Raw genomic sequence first — 19,209 nt, forward strand, 5'->3', positions numbered from 1 at the left:
TTGCTCGATTTCTTGTATAACATTAGTTAGAAGTATCTACTAAATGAATTTCATTTAGTGACTTAAATATCATTTTTTCAAACATTGAGGAGGATTTTATAAAATGGCAAAAGAAAAATTTGACCGCTCTAAACCCCATGTTAACGTTGGTACAATTGGACACGTCGATCATGGTAAAACTACTTTAACAGCAGCTATCACTACTGTTTTATCTAAAAAAGGTTTTGCACAAGCTTCTGCATATGACCAAATTGATGGTGCTCCAGAAGAACGCGAACGTGGAATCACAATCTCTACAGCACACGTAGAGTACGAAACTGAAAACCGTCACTATGCACACGTTGACTGCCCAGGACATGCTGACTATGTTAAAAACATGATCACTGGTGCTGCACAAATGGACGGTGGGATCTTAGTAGTATCTGCTGCTGATGGCCCAATGCCACAAACTCGTGAGCACATCTTACTTTCTCGTCAAGTAGGTGTTCCTTACATCGTTGTATTCTTAAACAAATGCGACATGGTTGATGATGAAGAATTATTAGAATTAGTTGAAATGGAAGTTCGTGATCTATTATCTGAATACGAATTCCCTGGTGACGATATTCCTGTAATTAAAGGTTCTGCTCTTAAAGCTCTTGAAGGTGACGCAGCTTGGGAAGAAAAAATCTACGAATTAATGGATGCAGTAGATTCTTATATCCCAACTCCAGAACGTGATAAAGCTAAACCATTCATGATGCCAGTTGAGGATGTATTCTCTATCACTGGTCGTGGTACAGTTGCAACTGGACGTGTTGAGCGTGGTGAAGTTCGTGTTGGTGATGAAATCGAAATCATCGGTATCGAAACTGAAACTTCCAAAACAACTGTTACAGGTGTAGAAATGTTCCGTAAGCTTCTTGATTATGCAGAAGCTGGCGATAACATTGGTGCATTGCTTCGTGGTGTTGCGCGTGAAGATATCCAACGTGGTCAAGTATTAGCTAAACCAGGTTCGATTACTCCACACACGAACTTCAAAGCTGAAACTTATGTTTTATCTAAAGAAGAAGGTGGACGTCATACTCCATTCTTCAATAACTACCGTCCACAATTCTATTTCCGTACAACTGACGTAACTGGTATCGTTACTTTACCAGAAGGTACTGAAATGGTTATGCCTGGCGATAACGTAGAATTAACTGTTGAACTAATCGCGCCAATCGCGATTGAAGACGGTACTAAATTCTCTATCCGTGAAGGTGGACGTACTGTAGGAGCTGGCGTTGTTTCCAGCATTCAAAAATAATTAACAATAACTTAAAACCAGCGGGACAATAGTTCCGCTGGTTTTTTTACGTCTAAAATTGGTATACTTATTATGGATGCAAGATAAAGGAGTGTAGCGAATTGGCAAATGAATTAAGTTATGTAGATGAATTAACACAACTGCTTTCCGAAAACTATGAACGGATTCGGAAAAGTAAAGTAAACTTTGTAGATAAACGAATTCGTTTTTTAATCGCAAGACTTTTTACGGGGAAAAATGAGTTAGTCGATGCAGAACGATTTTTTGCCGCGGACCGCGCGATAAAATCTGAATTAGGCTTTTTTACCGCCCTGAATGGAAATGTTCGGGCGTCGCTAGCGGGGCTTTTAGTAGCCGATGGAACCGATGATAGGTCGGATGTGTTGCGCCTCATTCAGCATTACCGCGAACTGGTTGAGGTGAAATTTGGCAGGTCAGAGTTCACCTATTTTGCGGCATATTTACTTTTGAAACAGGAGAATGCGGATAGTGTAGCGACAGCAAAACGGGCGAAGGAAATTTATACATGCCTCAAAAAATTTCATCCTTTTTTAACCGGACCAGAAGATGCAACGGCAAGTGTGATGCTAGCATCGCTTGATACCTCGCTCTCGGCGCAAGAAATTGCTGACATTGTAGAGTTTTATTTCCAAGAGTTTGCGGACTTGGATTTCCATAAAAACAATGGCTTGCAGGCGCTTGCGGCAACAGCAGCCCTACTTTATGGTAAAAAGGATCGCATATTTGTGACGCGTGTCAGAACGCTTTTAAATGAGCTGGACAAAAAAGGGATTAAAGTGAAGGAACTATACTATAATACCATTGGAATTTTAGCGTATGTAAATGACGGGGCTAAACTGGATGCGCACTTTTTCGAACTCGTTTCAGAGCTTAGCCAAGTTTCGGGATTAAAGTTTTTCGGAAAAACATTTTATACGGCACTTGCGCTTAGTCTGTATACTGAAGAAGTGACTGGAAAAATGAACCAAGCGCAAATTGAAAATTTAATGGTCAGTGTGCACGTCTTAATTGCCATTGAGCAAGCAAGTGCAGCGGCCGCAGCCGCGGCGGCTAGCGCTGCAGCAGCAAATAGTTCGAGTAATTAAATTAAACCCGTTGTCATAAGTCTAGTATACGTTTTCTACAAACAAAACCTGTTCAATACTGAACAGGTTTTGTTGTGTCCTACTTTGGGAACTAATAGGAGGTGGCGCAATCACTGAATAAAGGAGGACTTTAGATGAAAAAGCTTTTTTATGTTGCGATTCTTATTTTACTTATAGGAATTGTTCTACCATTTCGTGCGCAAGCGGCGGTAGATTATGGGTCGCAATTTTTTACAAATGTGAGCTTAGAAAATGTTTCAGGCAAAGAAAGCTCAGAATTCCGCAAAACGGATAAGGTGAAAGTGGTGTATGACTTTAAGGTGAACCAGCAAGTGCATACGGGGGATCAAATGACGATCGCGCTGCCGGAACAGCTGACTATGGTAAGTTATGCGCCGTTTCAATTGAAGGATTCAGAGGGGAATGTGGTTGCGCTAGCGGAGACGAACTCTACAACGGGAATGATAACACTAACGTTTACTAATTTTGTTGAAACGCATCAAAATATTCAAGGAAGTATGTTTTTTTGGGCGAAATTCAATGTTGAAAAAATCCAATTGGGTAGCGAGAATCAGCTGACCTTCCCAGTTCAAAACGAGGCTGTCGTGAAATCCGTTTTAGTCAAAGATACAACAAGTGGTGGCAGTAGTGAGGGGACTTCTGTCATTTACAAGCAAGGACGCATCGACACGAAGCAGCCGGACCGAATCAATTGGACGGTGACAGTTAATAATGCGCTGCTTGACATTGAGAACGGCTATGTAATCGATACGATTGGCCCGGGACATGAGCTAATCAACCCTGTACAAGTACGTTATCGCGATGAAAATAAAAAAGTAGTGGCAACATATACGCAGACAGTAAACGTGCAAAACCGAGCTTTCCGCATTGATGTCGGGTCGCTCAGCAAGCAATCGGTTGTCATCACGTATCAAACGAAGGTGAACGGCGGCCAGACAAGTTATAAAAACAATGCAACGTTATACGGCGATAACATTAAAATTTACTCCCGAAACTCAACCGTGAATGATTATAGTAACGGCGGGAAAGGCGGGGGCGAAGCAACACCGCCACCAACGTCTACCCCAGAACCAAAGCCAGAAGTAACACCAACACCTAACATGGAAGAAGCCACAACCGAACCACCAACTACTACTGTGGAGAAAAACGGTGAAAAGATTTACTACTATGAAGTAAAAAAAGGCGACACGCTAAAAAGTATCGCAACTTCCTTTAAAACGACGCCAAAACAACTAATGATGTGGAACAATTTGCCGAGCGAAAACGTTTACGTTGGGCAAAAATTAATTGTGCGCATCGAAAACCAAACCACCATTTCGCTGCCACATACAGGAGATAGCGCAGGCCTTCTCATAAGCCTATCCGGATTATTAATGCTCGGAACTGGCGGGCTTCTGCTAAGACGGAAATAACCAATTGAATATAAGAAAATCGAGCAGAAAAGGCAATTTCTGCTCGATTTTTATTCATCTGATGAAGCTGTCACCATCTAAAATGGCCTGTGACGAAGAGGCATAATGATTAATCATTTCCCAGTCCACTCATCATTCGACCGTTTCGGTGCGCCACTTGTGCTGATAACGTACTTCTTCAGGAAACTATTTGGCGCGCTTTGCCATAGTTTTAACCCGTCCGATTTTGGCGGTGCAACACCAGCAAAATAAGAGAGATTGTTTAGCGCCATCGTATCGGCCATCGCCTCTTTTTCTTGCTCAGAATAGCTGTCAAAATCGTCGCTCGTTGCGAGGTCCTCCATCGCTTTTCCGTAACCATTTAAATAAAACTGATCATAATCTTTTTGGTTGAAAGAAAGGAATTTATCGCTCGTCAGATTATTTTGTTTGGCGTATTCCTCTAAATTAACTTTCCCCGTTTGATAATTAAAAAGAGCCTTTTCTCCCGAATAAGTGATTTTTCCGTACTTATGTGGGTAGACAGAAAGCGCGTTTGTTGTAATATCTGTGAGTTTGCCGTCAGTCGCGATGTTTTGAGTATGAATGTGCCCGCTTAGTGCAAATGTGAAATTCGCTTTCTTGAACGCATTTTGGACGTCCTCTGCATAATTAATCGTATAACCTTGTTGCAGAATTTCGCTATGATTCATTAAATTGTGGTGCATCACCGGAACGATTTTTACATTATTCGCCTTCGCTAAATCAGCACACTCTTTAATCCATTCAAGCGTCCCCGTCGTTAAGCCGCCATCAGTTTGCGGTGAGCCAAGCTGCATATTGCTCTTATAATGGTTCGTATCAAGCATAAGTAGCCAGACATCTTTTGAAGCAGGCGCCAAATAACTAAGAGAAAATTTATCCTTTAAAACCGCCTCTTTTAGGCCGAAATTCTCGTAAATTTTTGCGAATTCCTCGGGTGTGATGCTGTCCGTTTTGTACTGCTTATCCGCTTTGAAACTCCGTGCCCACGGATTATTAATGTCGTGATTGCCTGGAATGACGTAAACATCGGTACCAGATTTCTCAACTTTTTCAAGCTTCTTCGCCAAGTTCTCATGGCTTTTCCGTTCCCCGTTATTCGTTAAGTCGCCACTCAAAATCAAAATATCCGCCTGGTCTTTTGACACATCAGCCAAAAAGGCATCGGTCATTTCATCGCTCACTTGAAGCGCCTTGCCATCACCAGAAGCTACATACGTTTTGAAAGCCTCGCCAAAATCGGTTAATTCAGGCGCCAAATAATGAACGTCCGTTGCGACCCGAATGGAAATATCCGTCTTATCTTTCACCGGCTTAATCGTTTCTGTTGCTTCGCCAGATGAACATGCAGAAAGGTAGGCGCATGTAAAAAGTAAAATAAAAAGAAGACTGAAACGTTTCATGCTAATTCCTCCTTTGAAAAACAATTCACAAACACATGTGTGCAGAAAAAATTAAATTTTCCGCGTTAAAATTTCGCTCGTCAAACGCTCAAGCGTCGTTTTATAGGCCCCGTCTGGCAATTTCGAAATTTCTTTTTGCGCTTTTTTCGTGTATTTTTGCGCTAAATCAAACGCTTTTTCAACACCCTCATGTTTTTCGATTAATTCGAGAAGCGCCTTCAAATCGTCATCAGTCATCGCTTCTTTTTTAGAGAGCAAAGGTTCAAACTCATTTTTTTGTCCGCGCATCGCATAAATAAGCGGGAGCGAATAAACACCTTGCAAAACATCGTTTAAAACCGGTTTCCCAAGCCCCGAGTCAGTACTCGTATAATCCAGAACATCATCAATAATTTGGAAAGCCATCCCCAAATAGTGCCCAATATTCCAAGCTTTTATCGCCATTTTTCGTGGAGCCTTACTCGCTGTCGCACCAGAATAACAGCTAAGCGCAAAAAGTTGCGCCGTTTTCCCAGAAATCCGCGATAAATACTCCTTCACCGACACATCAAGATTATAGCGCATTCGCATTTGATCCAGCTCGCCCATCAAAATCTTCTCGATATTGCGACTGCTAAACTCAATGTTTTGCAATGAATCCGAATGCTTCGACAAAATTTTAAAGCAAACCGTAAATAAATAATCTCCTGTATAAACCGCGTAATGGTTCCCGTAGCGAGAATGAATCGTAGGCTCCCCGCGTCTAAGTGGCGACTCGTCTACCACGTCATCATGAATGAGCGTAGCCATATGCAAAACTTCAAGTGCTGCCGCAACCGAAACCGCCCGTTCGCGTTCGTAATCCGGCCCAATTTCTGCCATCAAAAGTGCATATGCCGGACGAAGCAACTTACCGCCCGCATGAATCAGTGATTTTACATTTTGGTTAACACGCTTGTCGCGAATTTGAATGTTTTTTTCAATTGTAGTTAATACATCTTTTAAATCAGTTTCTAAATCTGGGTACGAAGCCCACATGGAATGAAGTTGCATCATGAAACTCCTTTTTTATTTATTAAAGCGCGTTCTTGTTTAGCATCGAAAAACGTGCGCAATGTTTGCACATTCTGAAGTAAATAGTTTGCTGCAATCCCAATTGCAATCCCCGATAAAATCCCAATAAACGAAAGTACCGGCAAATAAAGCATAACATTCCACGATCCAGCAATCCAACTGGCCACAACAAGTTGACCAACATTATGCAAAATCCCGCCAGTCGTACTCACGCCAATAATGCTGACGCGCTTTGGACCAAGCTTTTGAACCGCCCACATGCCCACGAAACTAAGTAAAGCCCCCGCCGCACTATATAAAAACGTCGAAATTGTCCCGCCTAAAAGCGTCGAAAGCACAAGACGAATACAGACAATCATAAAAGCATCTTTCGTCGATAACGTATAAAGTGAAATACACGTTATAATATTCGATAACCCCAGTTTAGCGCCAGGCGCAAAAGCAAACGGAAAAGGAATCGCTCGTTCTAGCAAGCTAATGACAACCGCTTGAGCCGCCAAAAGCGCTATATAAACAAGGCGTTTATTTTTAGTCATCAAAATTCACAATCCTTTTTTATAAAAATTAAGAAGAAATAATCATGTCGTCATCATTTGATGTCCCGTCAGTCGCTTTAACCTCAATGACCAACTTATGCGGCAAACAAACAATCGTTTCGCCTAGTTTCCCAACCGCGCCTGTGCGGACACAAACTTGATCCCCACAATTCGCCTTGCTAATCCTGATTTTTTCATCTTTAACTTCAATAGTATTGTAGTCGCCATCTTCTTGCGTAACCGTAAAAGTATCTGTTCCAGAGTGCCCCGTCAAATCAACGCGCTTATATTCTTTCCCGTCTACCGTAATAACCGCTACAAGCGTTTTATTCGCCCCGTTATTTGGCGCATTTGCTTGCACATAAGAAAAAATAGCTAGAGGCAGAAAAGAGAGCAGACTAAGCGTAATAACGATAATAACATCAAAGCGACGAATCATTTTTAAATATGGTTTCACATCTTTGCCCCCTCTAAACATTTTTTCTAACCTTATTGTAAAGGATTTCGTATAAAAAATATACCTTAAATGAAAAGAAAAGATAAGCGAAAGGACGAGCCTCTCGCTTATCTCGAAATCGTATCGTTATTTGCCTGAATCGCGATAAATAGCGCGAGGTTTACCATACCACCAGTGGCCTAGGTGTTTTTGGAACCAAGGAACAACCCAGTAGTCTAAACCAAATGTGCGTCCAGCACCGTTTAACATGGCGATAGAAGCAGGTAGCGCCCAGAATTTGTCCCAACCAAGCATAGCGCTTAATGTGAACATAGCTAGGAAACCGATACTTCCGATACTTGCTAACCAAGTAAATAGACCAACAACAAGTGCAAGACCAATGGCTAATTCCACGAAAGGAACTACTTTTTGCATAAATACCGCTACGTCTTGATTTGGCATGATAATTTTCATAATCCATTCAAACCAACCAGGCATGTGGCTGAAGATTGGAGTTGTAACGTTTTGCGCCGCTTCACCAGCTGCATCTCCAGCAGCTTGGCTCGCGCCTGATGTTGCTGCAGTTTGCAACCAAGAGAATGGCATTTTCGATGTTTCAGCAGTCAACCAAGAATCAGGACCTAAACCTTGGAATAATGGTTTTAAGTTTGTAAGGCTAACTTTGTCCCATGTGCTTTCACCATAAATTTTTGCAAGTGCTTCATCAACCCAGAACCAACCAAGATAAATACGTAGTGGTAAGCTCCAAAGTACGTTTCCGTAACGTGAAGTCCAGCCACGGAAAATGTTACGATGATCGCGAATGTGGAAGAACTCATGGACGATATACTGCCACATATAGTAACCGCTGCGAATCCCGAAGAAGTAGTACAAGTTTACCATGTGTTTCATAAAGATAGCGAACCAACCAGATAAATGCATGCTACCTAAGTGAGCAACGCCGTATTTGGCACCGATGGAAACCATAACACCGTGGTATTTACCGTGGAAAGCTTCTTTTTGTCCGCCGCTGATTTCAGCAATAATGCTTTTCGCAGCAGTCATACCTGTTTGTTCGGCTGCTTCAACGATTTGAGGAGTTGGTTTTCCTTCTTCGTCTTCGAAGTAAGCAAGGTCACCGATAACATAAGTGTTTTCGAATTTTTCAGCTTCCATGTATTGGTTAACTTTAAGTCGTCCAGCACGAGCTGTTTCCATACCGTAATCCTTCGTATCGGAGTTAGCACGAACACCCGCTGTCCAAATTAAAGTATGTGTCGGAAGTTCTTCGCCTGATTTTAAAACGATGCTCTCAGGTTTAACTTCAACAATTGCAGCTTCTTTAAGAATTTTAATGCCTTTTTTCACCATGTATTTTTCAGCTTTATCAGCATCACGGCGTTCAAGCATATTCAAAATTGTTGGAGCAGCTTCGACAACCATCAATTCAATTTCGTCTTTATCGATTTTGTTATCTTTTGCAAGACGGTCTTTCCATTCAAGTAATTCGCCGACCATTTCGATGCCGGTGAAACCAGAACCACAAACAACAAAACGAAGCATAGCTTTACGTTTTTCAACGTCTTGTTCGCGACTCGCTTTTGTTACAGTTTCTTCAATATGAGTGCGCAAGCGAACGGAATTTTCCCAAGACCATAATGTGAAGCCGTTTTCAGCAACACCCGGAGTACCGAAGTCGTTTGGTTCGCCGCCCATACCTAACACTAGATAATCGAACGGATAGCTACCATGTTCTGTTACAACGACTTTTTTGTCATGGTCAACGTTTGTCACGTTATCAGTAACAAGATTTACTTTCGTGCGATTGAATAAACGACGCAAATCATACTGAATAGCAGTTGGCTCTACACGTCCACCTGCAACCTCATGTAATTCAGTCATCATCGTATGATACGAATGACGGTCGATAAGCGTGATTTTAACATCTTTATCCTTTTTGTACTTCTTCGCTAATTTCTTAGCTGCATGTACACCTGCATACCCTGCCCCTATTAGAACGATATTTTTTTCAGGCATATGCTTTCTCAACTCCTTGTTTATTTTTTCACAAAAATAGTATTAGTTCAATAACCAAAATATAGTAATAACCTAACATAGTGTAACAGAAAACAGGGGGGATTGTCTACACAATATATAGGAATAAGTGCATAAAAAATAAAAATAGTTCTTTCTTATAAAAAAGCCAATTTTTATGGTTAAAAACTCCTCGTTTTATGTAGGTGAAAGGTCTATTTTGTTTTTTATATACAATTAAATCTGCAAAGTTGGATCAAAACATAAGTCTAACGTCATTTTTTGAAAATTTATGGAATTAAGTAATTTTAAAAAATCTAGACAAACTAAGTGCTAGATGTTATTATTTGTATGTATCGTGATATCGCTTTCGCAGTGCATCTTATATTGCTCGTGATATCACAAACATTTTAATTAAACCAAAAGGTGGGAGCAAATTATGAAATTGAAAAAAGTGGCAATGGGCCTTACAGTAGTTGCAGCGTCCAGTATGTTATTAGTAGCTTGTGGGAACGATAACAGTTCCGACAAAAAATCTAGTGAGGAACCAAAACAGTCTGAAACGAAAAAAACTGAAGCTAAAACTGATGGTACAATGACTGATGGAACTTACAAACTAGAAGAAAAAAATTATGATGATAAAGGCTGGAAAGCTTTCGCATCAATCGAAGTTAAAGATGGTAAAATCACTAAAGCTAACTACGATTATAAAAACAAAGACGGCGAATTGAAATCTGAAGACGCTGACTATGAAAAAGCAATGAAAGACAAAGTGGGTACAGGCCCTCAAGAATACTTAAAACAATTAAGCGATTCATTAGTTAAATCGCAATCTGCATCTGGTGTAGACATTGTAACAGGAGCAACTCATTCTTCTGATACATTCATCAACTATGCTAACCAATTAATTCAAGCTGCACAACGCGCTGATACTACAACAATTTCTATCAACAACGGTGCTGAACTTCAAGATGGTAAATATAACCTTGAAGAACAAAACTATGCACACGGATACCGCGCTGTCTTCGCTATGGAAGTTAAAGATGGTAAAATCGTAACTTCTGATTACAACTATGTAAACGAAGATGGACAAAAGAAAACTGACGACGCTGACTATGAAAAGAACATGAAAGCGAAATCTGGTACTGGTCCACAAGAATACATTCCAGCATTAAACAAATCTTTAGTTGACAAACAAAGCCCAGCTGAAGTAGATACAGTTTCTGGTGCTACAAGTTCTTCTAACCAATTCAGAATTTACGCTGCACAACTTGAAAATGCCGCTCAAAATGGTGACACTGATACAATTAAAGTGTATAACAAAGTTGAAGAAGAATAAGATTTAGCAATTGACTTAAAACATAGTGACACCCTTAAAGTTTATGCGAACTTTAAGGGTGTTTTAATATAGCGTTTGAACAGATTTTACGCTATAGTGTAAGAAGCAATAGAAAGTTTGAAAGGTGTTCGCGCATGAAGAAAATCGTTTTTTTAACAGGACTTATTTTTATTTTATTACTAAGTGCATGCTCTGGGGAAAAAGAACAGGTCGAGCTGCTCGATCAGCCATATTCGAAAACGGAATTTTTAATGGGAACAGTCGTTACGTTGAAAGTCTATGATAAAGGCAAAGAAGAAGCGATTGACAAGAGCTTTGAACGCATTAAAAAGCTAGCCGCTGAAATTACGACGAGTGATGCAGGCAAATCTGAAATTGATAAAGTCAATCAAAATGCAGGGATAAAACCAGTTAAAGTGACATCAGATATGTTTTATCTTGTTGAAGAAGGTATTAAATACAGCAAAGCTTCTGACGGCGATTTTGATATTACGGTAGGACCATTAACGGATTTATGGCACATCGGTTTTTCAGATGCCAAAAAACCAACAGAAGCTGAAATTCAAGCTGTCTTACCGCTAATTGACTATAAGAAAGTTGAAATGAACAAGGAAGAACAAACCATTTATTTGCCTGAAAAAGGCATGGCGCTTGATCTTGGTGGTATTGCGAAAGGCTATATTGCTGATGAGGTAAACAAGGTCATGAAAGGCGAGGGCGTAACATCTGCGATCATTGATTTAGGCGGCAATATTTTTGTGCGCGGCGACAATCCAAAAGGTGGCAACTGGACGATTGGTATTCAAAATCCGTTTGAAACTCGCGGACAAACAATTGGGAAGCTGCCTGGTTCGGATATTTCGGTCGTAACCTCCGGCATTTATGAGCGCTATTTGGAAGTTGACGGGGTGAAGTATCACCACATTTTAAGCCCGTTCACAGGTTACCCGTGCAACAATGAACTGGCAGGTGTTAGCATCGTTTCGAAAAAATCAATCGATGGTGATGGACTTTCCACCGCCGTCTTCATGAAAGGCGTCAAAGATGGTATGGCATATGTCGATTCATTTAAAGATGTGGAAGCGATTTTCGTAACGAAAGATAAGCAAGTGTATGTCACAGATGGCTTAAAAGATAAATTTGAACTTACTGATAAGGCGTTTAAAATGGCCGAGCTAGATGGAAAGGGGGAGAAATAATTGTCGTTTCGGACGTTTTTAGAACTGGTTGAAATCCGCACGAAAATTGCAAGCGTATATCCATTTATGCTTGGGACGTTATACGTGCTTTATGAGTATCAAGTGTTCAACTGGCAAAATACCATTATTTTCTTCCTCGCAATGCTGATTTTTGATTTAACAACAACGGCCATTAATAATTATATGGACTACCGCAAAGCAACAAATAATCACGACTATGATTTTCGCAAAACAAGTAATATAATTGGACAAAAGGAAATTCCGGAACTTACGGTCATCATTTTAATTTTTGCGATGTTTTTCATCGCAACAGGGCTAGGTATTTGGCTCGTTTTTAGAACCGACTTGCTCGTCCTCCTAATCGGTTTTGTATGTTTCTGCATCGGGATTTTGTACACGTTCGGTCCTGTGCCGCTATCGCGCATGCCGCTTGGCGAAATTTTTTCCGGCGTGACGATGGGGTTCGGCATTTTTTTCCTCGCCATTTATGTGAACGCGTTTGACGCAGGAATTGCCAATCTCATCTGGCAAGGCGAGTGGATCAACATTCGCTTCAACCTGCTCGAAATTATTCAAATCGCCGTCGTTTCACTACCGTGCATTTTCACAATCGGAAACATCATGCTCGCGAATAACTTGTGCGATCTCGATGAAGACATTTGCAACCATCGCTATACACTTCCTTATTATATTGGAAGAAAAATGGGGGTTCTCTTGTTCAACGTGCTTTATTACGCGTCGTTTTTAGCCGTAGTAGTAGCCGTCCTGCTTGGATACCTGCACCCAGTCATGCTGCTTTCGCTTATCGTAATCCTACCAGTTTACAACAATTTGAAAAAATTCAATCAAGAGCAGGTGAAAGCGAAAACGTTTGTTATTGGCATTAAAAATTTTGTGATGATTAACGCATCGTTAACCGTCTTGATGGCGCTTAGTGTTGGCATCGTTTATTTCACGCACTAAAGGAGAGGGCGAAAATGATAGACAAACTTATATTTGGTCGTTTTGTTCCTGGTCAATCGCTTATCCACGCGTTAGATGCGCGAACGAAATTGCTAGCAGGTTTTTATTTCATCGGCATTCTATTTTTAGCGAATAACATCCAAACTTATGCGCTTATGATTTTATTTACGCTCATGGTTATTACGATGACGGGCATTAAAATCAAAGTTTTTATAAAAGGTGTCAAGCCGCTCATTTGGCTAATTCTGTTTACAGTCATGATGCAAATGCTGTTCACGAGTGGCGGTACGATTTATTTAGATTTCGGTCCATTCGTCATTTCTTCTTTTGGTATTATAAATGGTATTTATGTATTCATTCGTTTTACGCTCATCATTATTTTATCAACAGCGATTACACTCACGACAACGCCAATGGACTTAACCGACGCAATTGCGTATCTATTACAACCTTTTAAATATGTTAAAATGCCAGTTCAAGATATCGCGCTCATGTTATCCGTTGCTCTGCGATTTATTCCAACTTTAATGGAAGAAACGGATAAAATTATGAAAGCTCAGCGCGCACGCGGAGTCGAATTTGGTGAAGGCAATTTGTTTGAGCAAATGAAAGTCGTCGTCCCCATCTTTATCCCATTATTTGTCAGCTCATTCAACCGGGCCGAAGAATTAGCAGACGCTATGGAAGTTCGCGGCTATCAAGGAGATAAAGGTAGGACGCGATTTAAAATTCTCCATTTCCATCTCAATGATTTAATCGCATTGTTTGTTCTTATTTTATTGACAGCCATGCTAATTGTATTGCGTACTTAAAATCTAAAAATCTTCACTTTTTGAAGATTTTTAGATTTTTTTTGCGAAAATTGAGTTCAAATCCAAATACGATTGTGTTTTATAGCATGATTTTAAGTATACCTTATATGTAAAACAACTTTTTAGCTATAGCGCAAAACTCCAAAAACAACAGCTTTATGAACATTCTTTGTACAATTACATAAAAATCTGAAAAATAATCTGAAAAATAGGGTATATTTACACCTATATAGGTTTAAAGTATAATGTTTTGGCGGAGTAAGGAATATAAGAATGAGGAGTGTCAAATAAAAGATGGATAAGAAAAAATTAGCAAAGACGATAGTAACGCCATGCTTAATTGCGGGTATGATAGTGGCGGGTTCACCGGCTGGAACAGCCCTAGCTTCAGATAACGAGATGATTCAAGCTAGAGGGATATCAGTTTATGAGCGTGGATCGCTAAAAATTAAAGGAACCGCAGCGAAATCAGGAATTAGCTACGATGCTAAAAATAATGCGACAGGAGTATTGTCCTTAAATTATTACGCACAGTATGGTTTTGGCGGGGGAGTTGCCGACCAAACCTACTATACGCTAAAATTACCGCAAGAATTTGAAGAAATCAGTAAAACGGATTCTTTCAAAAAAGCAGTAACGGCGAAATTCAGACAAAAAGCAACGGGAATCACAATGAAAAGTTACAAATATATGCAACAAGACTTTTCTATAGAAGATAATACTCTAATCTTTAAAAATCCGCGTTTCTCCTATATTGTAGAATCTCGTATCTTAGTAGATGTAGATATTGACCTTGGAAAAGTGATTAACGAAACGGGTATGCATATTCCAAAAGCAAATGAGACGACAAAATATCGCTTCATGGGACAAAATGTACAAAACGTAAATCTGATTAACTGGAATCTATTATTTGGTAGTGATAATGATGCCAAAACAACTTTTAACGTCATGGATTCTTTCGGTTTATAAAAAATAATTGCCCAAACTCCGCGAAAAGAGCCATATAGGCTCTTTTTTTAACTCCCTTCACCGTTTTGGCCGGCCTTAATTTGTGCGGAGCAAGCAATTACTTCGCGCCAATAGTTTATTAAAAAACAAGAAAGAAACGAACGCCTGTTTTTACAATGAAAAGAAAGTCAAACTTTTTTCAAAAAGCGGTTGATTACAAGTCTCAACACGTGTATAATAGATAAAGTGCAAATGAGTAGGCATCCGTCTGCCCTTTTGTATGAGCACCCCTAAGCTATTGGGGCGCAAGATGTGATGAAGTGGAAGGTTGCTGACACACCCGGCCGCTTTGCCATGGCGGGTACTCAGGTAATTTCCATGGAGAATGTCTATTTTAAAAGTAGGCGAGAAGGAGGGAAAATAATGGCAAAACAAAAAATTCGTATTCGTTTAAAAGCTTATGATCACCGTATCTTGGATCAATCAGCTGAAAAAATTGTGGAAACTGCGAAACGTTCTGGTGCTTCTGTATCTGGTCCGATTCCACTTCCAACAGAGAAATCTGTATACACAGTTTTACGTGCGGTTCACAAATACAAAGATTCGCGCGAACAATTCGAAATGCGTACGCATAAACGTTTAATCGACATCGTTAATCCAACACCACAAACTGTGGATAGCTTGATGCGTTTAGACTTGCCAAGCGGTGTAGATATCGAAATTAAACTCTAATAAACTCTTGGGCATGTTTTGTCCGAAAAAAATTAACTATTAACAGGAGGTGTGACTCATGACCAAAGGAATCTTAGGTAGAAAAGTAGGGATGACTCAAGTTTTCACTGAAAATGGAGAATTAATTCCAGTAACAGTAATTGAAGCGGCTAACAACGTAGTACTTCAAAAGAAAACTGTTGAAACTGACGGCTACGAAGCAGTACAAATCGGCTTCGAAGACAAACGTGAAGTTTTATCAAACAAACCCGAAAAAGGTCATGTAGCAAAAGCCAATACTACTCCTAAGCGCTTCATTCGCGAATTCCGCGATGTTAACTTAGACGAGTATGAGATTGGTTCTGAAGTAAAAGTAGACGTATTCGCAGAAGGTGACATCATCGACGCGACCGGCGTATCGAAAGGTAAAGGGTTCCAAGGTGTAATTAAACGCCACGGACAATCTCGCGGGCCTATGGCTCACGGTTCTCGTTACCACCGTCGCCCTGGTTCAATGGGTCCTGTAGCGCCTAACCGTGTTTTCAAAAATAAACTTCTTCCAGGTCGTATGGGTGGAGATCAAATCACTATCCAAAACTTGGAAATCGTTAAAGTAGACGTAGAAAAGAACTTACTTTTAGTTAAAGGTAACGTTCCTGGTGCGAAAAAATCATTAGTTCAAATTAAAACTGCTATTAAAGCAAAATAATTTATTTGGAAAGGAGGACTAACGAATGCCAAAACTAAGCTTACTTAAACAAGATGGTTCTAAAGCTGGCGAAATTACATTGAATGATGCTGTCTTCGGTATCGAACCGAATGAAAAAGTAGTTGTTGATGTGATTTTGAGCCAACGAGCTTCCTTACGTCAAGGAACTCATAAAGTAAAAAATCGTTCTGAAGTACGTGGTGGTGGACGTAAACCATGGCGTCAAAAAGGTACTGGTCGTGCTCGTCAAGGTTCGATTCGTTCCCCGCAATGGCGTGGAGGCGGTGTCGTATTCGGCCCAACACCTCGTTCATATGCATACAAATTACCAAAGAAAGTTCGCCGTTTAGCGATTAAATCAATCCTATCTTCTAAAGTGAAAGACGAAAACGTTCTTGTACTTGAAAACTTAGCGTTTGATGCGCCTAAAACAAAAGATTTTGCAGCTTTCCTTAAAAATATCTCTGTAGATTCTAAAGCTCTAATTGTAGTTGCTGGAGAAAGCGAAAACGTAGAATTATCTGCCCGCAATATCCAAGGCATTACAGTTATCCCAGCTGAAAGTATCTCAGTACTAGAAGTTGCTAGTCATGATAAATTAATCATTACTAAAGCAGCTGTCGAAAAAGTAGAGGAGGTGCTTGCGTAATGGATGCACGCGACATCATTAAGCGCCCAGTCGTAACGGAGGAATCTACAAGTATTCTTGATGACAAGAAATATACTTTTGAAGTAGACACTCGCGCGACAAAATCTCAAATTAAACATGCGATTGAAGAAATTTTTGAAGTTGACGTTGTAAAAGTAAACGTTATGAACTACAAAGGTAAAAAGAAACGCATGGGTCGTTACGTTGGCTACACAAACAAACGTCGTAAAGCGATTGTTACATTGAGTGCTGACAGTAAAGAAATTCAACTTTTTGAAGTTTAAAACGAACGTTTAGAATAAAAAAATCTAACGAGGAGGGAAAAAAATGGCGATTAAAAAGTACAAACCTACCACAAACGGCCGCCGTCATATGACAAGTTCTGATTTTGCTGAGATTACAACGAGTACTCCAGAAAAATCTTTACTACGTCCTATGAAAAAGAAGGCTGGTCGTAACAACCAAGGTAAGTTAACTGTTCGTCATCACGGTGGTGGACATAAACGTCAATACCGTGTGATCGATTTCAAACGTAATAAAGATGGCGTTCCAGGTCGTGTAGCAACAATCGAATACGATCCTAACCGCTCAGCAAATATTGCGTTAATCAACTACGCTGATGGAGAAAAACGCTACATCATCGCAGCAAAAGGTCTTGAAGTAGGCCAAACAATTTACTCTGGAGCAGAAGCAGACATTAAAGTCGGTAACGCTTTAGAACTTAAAGATATTCCAGTGGGTACAGTTATCCATAATATCGAATTAAAACCTGGTAAAGGTGGACAATTAGTTCGCTCTGCCGGCACAAGTGCACAAGTACTTGGTAAAGAAGGGAAATATGTTCTTATTCGCCTTAACTCTGGTGAAGTTCGCATGATTCTTGCTACTTGCCGTGCTACTATCGGTCAAGTTGGGAACGAACAACACGAACTTATCAACATCGGTAAGGCTGGACGTAGCCGCTGGTTAGGCAAACGCCCAACGGTTCGTGGTTCCGTTATGAACCCTAACGATCACCCACACGGTGGTGGTGAAGGTAAAGCGCCAATCGGACGTAAATCTCCAATGTCACCATGGGGTAAACCAACTCTTGGTTACAAAACACGTAAGAAAAACAATAACTCCGATAAATTTATCGTACGTCGTCGTAAAGGTAAATAATTTCTGGGTTAATATGATTAAATTAAAGTTAGCGGGACAGCACGGAGAAATGCTCCGAGCTGCCTGACTATACGAAGGGAGGTTCCGTCATGGGTCGTAGTTTGAAAAAAGGACCTTTTGTCGATGATCACTTGATGAAGAAAGTGGAAGCTGCTAATGAAAGCGACAAAAAACAAGTTATCAAAACTTGGTCTCGTCGTTCCACAATCTTCCCAGTATTTGTAGGTCAAACAATCGCTGTATATGATGGACGTAAACACGTTCCTGTTTATATCCAAGAAGATATGGTAGGACATAAATTAGGTGAATTTGCACCAACTCGTACTTACCGTGGCCACGCGGCAGACGATAAGAAAACTAGACGATAATTCGAGAGGAGGCTATCTAAATGGCAAATGAAGTTACAAGCGCAAAAGCCGTTGCCAAAACGGTACGTATTGCTCCTCGTAAAGCGAGAATCGTTATTGATTTAATCCGAGGTAAGCAAGTAGGCGAAGCAATCGCAATTTTGAAGTTTACTCCAAAAGCGGCTTCACCAATCATTGAAAAAGTATTAAAATCTGCTATGGCAAATGCTGAGCACAATTATGATTTAGACGTGAATAGTTTAGTTGTATCTGAAGCTTTCGTAGACGAAGGTCCAACTCTTAAACGTTTCCGTCCACGTGCACAAGGTCGTGCAAGTGCAATTAATAAACGTACTAGCCACATCACAGTTGTGGTATCTGAAGTGAAGGAGGGATAACGTTGGGTCAAAAAGTACATCCAATAGGTATGCGTATCGGTGTCATTCGTGACTGGGATTCTAAATGGTACGCTGAAAAAGAATATGCGGACTTCTTACATGAAGACTTACGCATTCGTGATTTTATCGCAAAACGTCTTGCTGATGCTTCTGTTTCACGTGTTGAAATCGAACGTGCAGCTAATCGTGTAAACATTACAATTCACACTGCAAAACCTGGTATGGTAATTGGTAAAGGTGGTTCTGAAGTTGAAGCACTTCGTAAATCACTTAACGAATTAACAGGCAAACGCGTACACATCAATATCGTTGAAATTAAACGTGCTGATTTAGACGCTAAACTTGTTGCAGAAAATATTGCTAGACAACTTGAAGGTCGTGTTTCCTTCCGTCGTGCACAAAAACAAGCAATTCAACGTACTATGCGCGCTGGTGCTAAAGGAATTAAGACTCAAGTATCTGGTCGTCTTGGCGGAGCTGATATCGCTCGTGCTGAACATTATAGCGAAGGAACAGTACCTCTTCATACATTGCGTGCAGACATTGACTACGCATGGGAAGAAGCTGACACAACTTACGGTAAACTAGGCGTTAAAGTTTGGATTTATCGCGGTGAAGTCCTTCCTACGAAGAAAAACAATGTGGAAGGAGGAAAATAAT

The 19,209-nt window shown here is 40.4% G+C and carries 21 protein-coding genes; 16 read left to right on the forward strand and 5 right to left on the reverse strand.

Annotation, left to right across the window (positions count from 1 at the left end; all coding sequences use genetic code 11):
* Nucleotides 1–103 precede the first annotated feature (103 nt).
* The 3 genes from tuf to CFT42_RS11445 all read left to right on the forward strand — a co-directional run bounded on the left by tuf (nt 104) and on the right by CFT42_RS11445 (nt 3,830).
* Nucleotides 104–1,291: an elongation factor Tu gene (gene tuf, locus CFT42_RS11435; RefSeq protein WP_088810694.1), complete on the forward strand. Its 1,188-nt coding sequence runs from the start codon at nt 104–106 to the stop codon at nt 1,289–1,291.
* 101 nt (nt 1,292–1,392) lie between these two features.
* Nucleotides 1,393–2,397 (forward strand): DUF4003 family protein, encoded by a 1,005-nt coding sequence (locus CFT42_RS11440; RefSeq protein WP_088810695.1) that lies wholly within the window; start codon nt 1,393–1,395, stop codon nt 2,395–2,397.
* A gap of 134 nt (nt 2,398–2,531) precedes the next feature.
* Nucleotides 2,532–3,830 carry a LysM peptidoglycan-binding domain-containing protein gene (locus CFT42_RS11445; RefSeq protein WP_088816183.1) on the forward strand — a complete coding sequence of 433 codons (1,299 nt, stop codon included), beginning with the start codon at nt 2,532–2,534 and terminating at the stop codon, nt 3,828–3,830.
* A 113-nt stretch (nt 3,831–3,943) separates the two neighbouring features.
* Here CFT42_RS11445 and CFT42_RS11450 read toward each other — a convergent pair whose 3' ends face one another.
* From CFT42_RS11450 to CFT42_RS11470, 5 genes are all read right to left on the reverse strand, one after another.
* The gene (locus tag CFT42_RS11450; RefSeq protein WP_088816184.1) at nt 3,944–5,254 is read right to left on the reverse strand and encodes a metallophosphoesterase; all 1,311 of its coding nucleotides are present in this window, start codon (nt 5,252–5,254) and stop codon (nt 3,944–3,946) included.
* 51 nt (nt 5,255–5,305) lie between these two features.
* Nucleotides 5,306–6,286 carry a polyprenyl synthetase family protein gene (locus CFT42_RS11455; protein ID WP_088810698.1) on the reverse strand — a complete coding sequence of 327 codons (981 nt, stop codon included), beginning with the start codon at nt 6,284–6,286 and terminating at the stop codon, nt 5,306–5,308.
* On the reverse strand, nt 6,286–6,843 hold the full coding sequence (gene eetB / locus CFT42_RS11460) for a flavinylation system FAD exporter subunit EetB (protein WP_088810699.1): 558 nt from the start codon (nt 6,841–6,843) through the stop codon (nt 6,286–6,288). The genes CFT42_RS11455 and eetB overlap by 1 nt, the downstream gene beginning before the upstream one ends.
* Before the next feature lie 28 nt (nt 6,844–6,871).
* Nucleotides 6,872–7,300 (reverse strand): NusG domain II-containing protein, encoded by a 429-nt coding sequence (locus tag CFT42_RS11465; RefSeq protein ID WP_088816185.1) that lies wholly within the window; start codon nt 7,298–7,300, stop codon nt 6,872–6,874.
* Between the two features lie 126 nt (nt 7,301–7,426).
* A complete protein-coding gene (locus CFT42_RS11470) occupies nt 7,427–9,316 on the reverse strand; it encodes an FAD-dependent oxidoreductase (protein WP_088810701.1) in 1,890 nt (629 codons plus the stop codon).
* Nucleotides 9,317–9,752: 436 nt separating this feature from the next.
* Between CFT42_RS11470 and pplA the strand changes: the two genes are divergently transcribed.
* From pplA to rpsC, 13 genes are all read left to right on the forward strand, one after another.
* A complete protein-coding gene (gene pplA, locus CFT42_RS11475; RefSeq protein WP_088810702.1) occupies nt 9,753–10,652 on the forward strand; it encodes an extracellular electron transfer flavoprotein PplA in 900 nt (299 codons plus the stop codon).
* Nucleotides 10,653–10,786: 134 nt separating this feature from the next.
* The gene (locus tag CFT42_RS11480) at nt 10,787–11,851 is read left to right on the forward strand and encodes an FAD:protein FMN transferase (protein WP_088810703.1); all 1,065 of its coding nucleotides are present in this window, start codon (nt 10,787–10,789) and stop codon (nt 11,849–11,851) included.
* The gene (gene menA, locus CFT42_RS11485) at nt 11,852–12,814 is read left to right on the forward strand and encodes a 1,4-dihydroxy-2-naphthoate polyprenyltransferase (protein ID WP_088816186.1); all 963 of its coding nucleotides are present in this window, start codon (nt 11,852–11,854) and stop codon (nt 12,812–12,814) included.
* A gap of 14 nt (nt 12,815–12,828) precedes the next feature.
* Nucleotides 12,829–13,626, forward strand: coding sequence for an FAD export ECF transporter transmembrane subunit FmnA (gene fmnA / locus CFT42_RS11490; protein WP_088816187.1), 798 nt, complete (start codon nt 12,829–12,831; stop codon nt 13,624–13,626).
* A 294-nt stretch (nt 13,627–13,920) separates the two neighbouring features.
* The gene (locus CFT42_RS11495) at nt 13,921–14,595 is read left to right on the forward strand and encodes a hypothetical protein (protein ID WP_088816188.1); all 675 of its coding nucleotides are present in this window, start codon (nt 13,921–13,923) and stop codon (nt 14,593–14,595) included.
* 402 nt (nt 14,596–14,997) lie between these two features.
* Nucleotides 14,998–15,306, forward strand: a complete 309-nt coding sequence (gene rpsJ / locus CFT42_RS11505; RefSeq protein ID WP_007474836.1) for a 30S ribosomal protein S10 — start codon at nt 14,998–15,000, stop codon at nt 15,304–15,306.
* Between the two features lie 58 nt (nt 15,307–15,364).
* On the forward strand, nt 15,365–15,994 hold the full coding sequence (gene rplC / locus CFT42_RS11510) for a 50S ribosomal protein L3 (protein ID WP_088810707.1): 630 nt from the start codon (nt 15,365–15,367) through the stop codon (nt 15,992–15,994).
* Nucleotides 15,995–16,019: 25 nt separating this feature from the next.
* Nucleotides 16,020–16,643, forward strand: a complete 624-nt coding sequence (gene rplD, locus CFT42_RS11515) for a 50S ribosomal protein L4 (RefSeq protein WP_088810708.1) — start codon at nt 16,020–16,022, stop codon at nt 16,641–16,643.
* Entirely contained in the window at nt 16,643–16,927 is a 285-nt protein-coding gene (gene rplW, locus CFT42_RS11520) for a 50S ribosomal protein L23 (protein ID WP_007474831.1), read from the forward strand. The genes rplD and rplW overlap by 1 nt, the downstream gene beginning before the upstream one ends.
* Before the next feature lie 43 nt (nt 16,928–16,970).
* On the forward strand, nt 16,971–17,804 hold the full coding sequence (gene rplB, locus CFT42_RS11525; RefSeq protein WP_007474829.1) for a 50S ribosomal protein L2: 834 nt from the start codon (nt 16,971–16,973) through the stop codon (nt 17,802–17,804).
* Between the two features lie 89 nt (nt 17,805–17,893).
* Nucleotides 17,894–18,172, forward strand: coding sequence for a 30S ribosomal protein S19 (gene rpsS, locus CFT42_RS11530; protein ID WP_007474827.1), 279 nt, complete (start codon nt 17,894–17,896; stop codon nt 18,170–18,172).
* 20 nt (nt 18,173–18,192) lie between these two features.
* A complete protein-coding gene (gene rplV / locus CFT42_RS11535) occupies nt 18,193–18,549 on the forward strand; it encodes a 50S ribosomal protein L22 (protein WP_007474825.1) in 357 nt (118 codons plus the stop codon).
* 2 nt (nt 18,550–18,551) lie between these two features.
* Entirely contained in the window at nt 18,552–19,208 is a 657-nt protein-coding gene (gene rpsC / locus CFT42_RS11540; RefSeq protein WP_007474823.1) for a 30S ribosomal protein S3, read from the forward strand.
* Nucleotide 19,209 lies beyond the last annotated feature (1 nt).

Origin of the sequence: Listeria goaensis (assembly GCF_900186125.1) — a bacterium.
Taxonomy (GTDB): domain Bacteria; phylum Bacillota; class Bacilli; order Lactobacillales; family Listeriaceae; genus Listeria; species Listeria goaensis.

What these genes read in the sequence shown, in the direction of transcription:
- tuf (WP_088810694.1), top strand. Translation starts at nt 104, where the DNA reads ATGGCAAAAGAAAAATTTGACCGCTCTAAACCCCATGTTAACGTTGGT.
- CFT42_RS11445 (WP_088816183.1), top strand. Translation starts at nt 2,532, where the DNA reads ATGAAAAAGCTTTTTTATGTTGCGATTCTTATTTTACTTATAGGAATT.
- CFT42_RS11450 (WP_088816184.1), bottom strand. Translation starts at nt 5,254, where the DNA reads ATGAAACGTTTCAGTCTTCTTTTTATTTTACTTTTTACATGCGCCTAC.
- CFT42_RS11455 (WP_088810698.1), bottom strand. Translation starts at nt 6,286, where the DNA reads ATGCAACTTCATTCCATGTGGGCTTCGTACCCAGATTTAGAAACTGAT.
- eetB (WP_088810699.1), bottom strand. Translation starts at nt 6,843, where the DNA reads ATGACTAAAAATAAACGCCTTGTTTATATAGCGCTTTTGGCGGCTCAA.
- CFT42_RS11470 (WP_088810701.1), bottom strand. Translation starts at nt 9,316, where the DNA reads ATGCCTGAAAAAAATATCGTTCTAATAGGGGCAGGGTATGCAGGTGTA.
- pplA (WP_088810702.1), top strand. Translation starts at nt 9,753, where the DNA reads ATGAAATTGAAAAAAGTGGCAATGGGCCTTACAGTAGTTGCAGCGTCC.
- CFT42_RS11480 (WP_088810703.1), top strand. Translation starts at nt 10,787, where the DNA reads ATGAAGAAAATCGTTTTTTTAACAGGACTTATTTTTATTTTATTACTA.
- fmnA (WP_088816187.1), top strand. Translation starts at nt 12,829, where the DNA reads ATGATAGACAAACTTATATTTGGTCGTTTTGTTCCTGGTCAATCGCTT.
- CFT42_RS11495 (WP_088816188.1), top strand. Translation starts at nt 13,921, where the DNA reads ATGGATAAGAAAAAATTAGCAAAGACGATAGTAACGCCATGCTTAATT.
- rpsJ (WP_007474836.1), top strand. Translation starts at nt 14,998, where the DNA reads ATGGCAAAACAAAAAATTCGTATTCGTTTAAAAGCTTATGATCACCGT.
- rplC (WP_088810707.1), top strand. Translation starts at nt 15,365, where the DNA reads ATGACCAAAGGAATCTTAGGTAGAAAAGTAGGGATGACTCAAGTTTTC.
- rplD (WP_088810708.1), top strand. Translation starts at nt 16,020, where the DNA reads ATGCCAAAACTAAGCTTACTTAAACAAGATGGTTCTAAAGCTGGCGAA.
- rplW (WP_007474831.1), top strand. Translation starts at nt 16,643, where the DNA reads ATGGATGCACGCGACATCATTAAGCGCCCAGTCGTAACGGAGGAATCT.
- rplB (WP_007474829.1), top strand. Translation starts at nt 16,971, where the DNA reads ATGGCGATTAAAAAGTACAAACCTACCACAAACGGCCGCCGTCATATG.
- rpsS (WP_007474827.1), top strand. Translation starts at nt 17,894, where the DNA reads ATGGGTCGTAGTTTGAAAAAAGGACCTTTTGTCGATGATCACTTGATG.
- rplV (WP_007474825.1), top strand. Translation starts at nt 18,193, where the DNA reads ATGGCAAATGAAGTTACAAGCGCAAAAGCCGTTGCCAAAACGGTACGT.